Origin of the sequence: Ignatzschineria sp. F8392 (assembly GCF_002252045.1) — a bacterium.
Lineage (GTDB): Bacteria > Pseudomonadota > Gammaproteobacteria > Cardiobacteriales > Wohlfahrtiimonadaceae > Ignatzschineria.
Genome location: NZ_NEFF01000013.1, coordinates 1 through 3,023, shown reverse-complemented (window position 1 = coordinate 3,023; position 3,023 = coordinate 1). Strand labels below are relative to the sequence as shown.

1 rRNA gene is annotated in these 3,023 nt (G+C 48.9%); it reads left to right on the top strand.

Annotated features, from left to right (window positions below):
• Positions 1-29: 29 nt before the first annotated feature.
• Positions 30-2,941 (top strand): 23S ribosomal RNA (locus B9T19_RS10425).
• Positions 2,942-3,023: the final 82 nt, after the last annotated feature.

Here is a 3,023-nt window from a genome sequence, read left to right as displayed (position 1 = left end):
TGGTGAAATAAGTCTAATCCCTATTATATGGTCAAGTGAATAAGCGTACATGGCGGATGCCTTGGCGATTACAGGCGATGAAGGACGTGGAAGTCTGCGAAAAGTTTCGGGGAGCTGGCAATCAAGCTTTGATCCGGAAATGTCCGAATGGGGAAACCCGCACAGGCTTAAAACCCTGTCATCCTTTAACTGAATATATAGGTTTAAGGAAGCGAACCTGGTGAACTGAAACATCTAAGTAACCAGAGGAAAAGAAATCAATTGAGATTCCCGCAGTAGTGGCGAGCGACCCGGGAAGAGCCGATATGTGATAACTTATTGTATAGAAGAATCATCTGGAAAGATGAGCCGTAGTGGGTGATAGCCCCGTATTTTAAATACAGTAAGTGGTACTAGGCATATCAACAAGTAGGGCGGGACACGAGAAATCCTGTCTGAACATGGGGGGACCATCCTCCAAGGCTAAATACTCGTAATCGACCGATAGTGAACAAGTACCGTGAGGGAAAGGTGAAAAGAACCCCTGTGAGGGGAGTGAAATAGAATCTGAAACCGTGTACGTACAAGCAGTGGGAGCCCTTTTTAGGGTGACTGCGTACCTTTTGCATAATGGGTCAGCGACTTATATTCTGTGGCAAGCTTAACCGAATAGGGGAGGCGTAGGGAAACCGAGTCTTAATAGGGCGTCAAGTCGCAGGGTATAGACCCGAAACCAGGCGATCTACCCATGGCCAGGCTGAAAGTTAGGTAACACTGACTGGAGGGCCGAACCCACATCTGTTGCAATAGATGGGGATGAGCTGTGGGTCGGAGTGAAAGGCTAATCAAGCTTGGAGATAGCTGGTTCTCCCCGAAAGCTATTTAGGTAGCGCCTCATGTAATTTACTTCCGGGGGTAGAGCACTGTTTCGGCTAGGGGGTCATCCCGACTTACCAACCCGATGCAAACTCCGAATACCGGAAAGTATTATCATGGGAGACACACAGTGGGTGCTAACATCCATTGTGGAGAGGGAAACAACCCAGACCGCCAGCTAAGGTCCCTAAATTATCGCTCAGTGGTAAACGATGTGGGAAGGCATAGACAGCTAGGATGTTGGCTTAGAAGCAGCCACCATTTAAAGAAAGCGTAATAGCTCACTAGTCGAGTCGGCCTGCGCGGAAGATTTAGCGGGGCTCAAGCGATATACCGAAGCTGCGGATGTATATTTTAAAATATATGTGGTAGGGGAGCGTTCTGTAAGCCTGTGAAGATGGACTCGTAAGAGCTGTTGGAGGTATCAGAAGTGCGAATGCTGACATAAGTAACGTTAATGCGTGTGAAAGACACGCACGCCGAAAGACCAAGGTTTCCTGTTCAACGTTAATCGGAGCAGGGTGAGTCGGCCCCTAAGACGAGGCAGAGATGCGTAGTCGATGGGAATCAGGTTAATATTCCTGAACTCTCGTATCATGCGATGGAGGGACGGAGAAAGCTAGACCAGCTGGTGATTGGTATACCAGTGTAAGCAGGTAGGCAGAGATCTTAGGCAAATCCGGGATCTTAATGCTGAGATGTGAATGCGAGGAGGTTACGACCTCCGGAGTGGTTGATGCTATGCTTCCAAGAAAAGCTTCTAAGCTATAGTGATATGAGAACCGTACCCCAAACCGACACTGGTGGTTGGGATGAGAATTCTAAGGCGCTTGAGAGAACTCGGGTGAAGGAACTCGGCAAAATCGTACCGTAACTTCGGGAGAAGGTACACCTTCCTTGGTGAATGCTTTACGCAGTAAGCTGAGGAGGGTCGCAGTGAAAAGCTGGCTGCAACTGTTTATCAAAAACACAGGACTCTGCAAACACGAAAGTGGACGTATAGGGTCTGACGCCTGCCCGGTGCTGGAAGGTTAATTGATGGGGTTAGCGTAAGCGAAGCTCTTGATCGAAGCCCCAGTAAACGGCGGCCGTAACTATAACGGTCCTAAGGTAGCGAAATTCCTTGTCGGGTAAGTTCCGACCTGCACGAATGGCGCAATGACGGCCAGGCTGTCTCCACCCGAGACTCAGTGAAATTGAAATCGCCGTGAAGATGCGGTGTACCCGCGGCAAGACGGAAAGACCCCGTGAACCTTTACTATAGCTTTACAGTGGATTTTGAATCTTTTTGTGCAGGATAGGTGGGAGGCTTTGAAGCTAAGACGCTAGTTTTAGTGGAGCCATCCTTGAAATACCACCCTGAAAGTTTTGGAATTCTAACTTAGATCCATTATCTGGATTAAGGACATTGTATGGTAGGTAGTTTGACTGGGGCGGTCTCCTCCGAAAGAGTAACGGAGGAGTACGAAGGTACCCTCAGCCCGGTCGGAAATCGGGCTATTGAGTGCAAAAGCAAAAGGGTGCTTGACTGCGAGACAGACACGTCGAGCAGGTACGAAAGTAGGTTTTAGTGATCCGGTGGTTCTGTATGGAAAGGCCATCGCTCAACGGATAAAAGGTACTCCGGGGATAACAGGCTGATTCCGCCCAAGAGTTCATATCGACGGCGGAGTTTGGCACCTCGATGTCGACTCATCACATCCTGGGGCTGTAGTCGGTCCCAAGGGTATGGCTGTTCGCCATTTAAAGTGGTACGCGAGTTGGGTTCAGAACGTCGTGAGACAGTTCGGTCCCTATCTGCCGTGGGCGTTGGAAATTTGAGAGGAGCTGCTTCTAGTACGAGAGGACCGAAGTGGACGTATCTCTGGTGGTCCGGTTGTCATACCAATGGCATAGCCGGGTAGCTACATACGGACGGGATAACCGCTGAAAGCATCTAAGCGGGAAGCCCACCTCAAGATTAGATTTCCCTAGGGGTTTAACCCCTCTGAAGGTCCGTCGAAGACTACGACGTTGATAGGTTGGATGTGTAAGTGCAGTAATGCATTGAGCTTACCAATACTAATTGACCGTGAGGCTTGACCATATAATAGGTCTTAGACAATTTTGATACGAGACATGATCGTTTCCAAAGTTGACGCGAATACAACAACTTAAGCAATTCAATC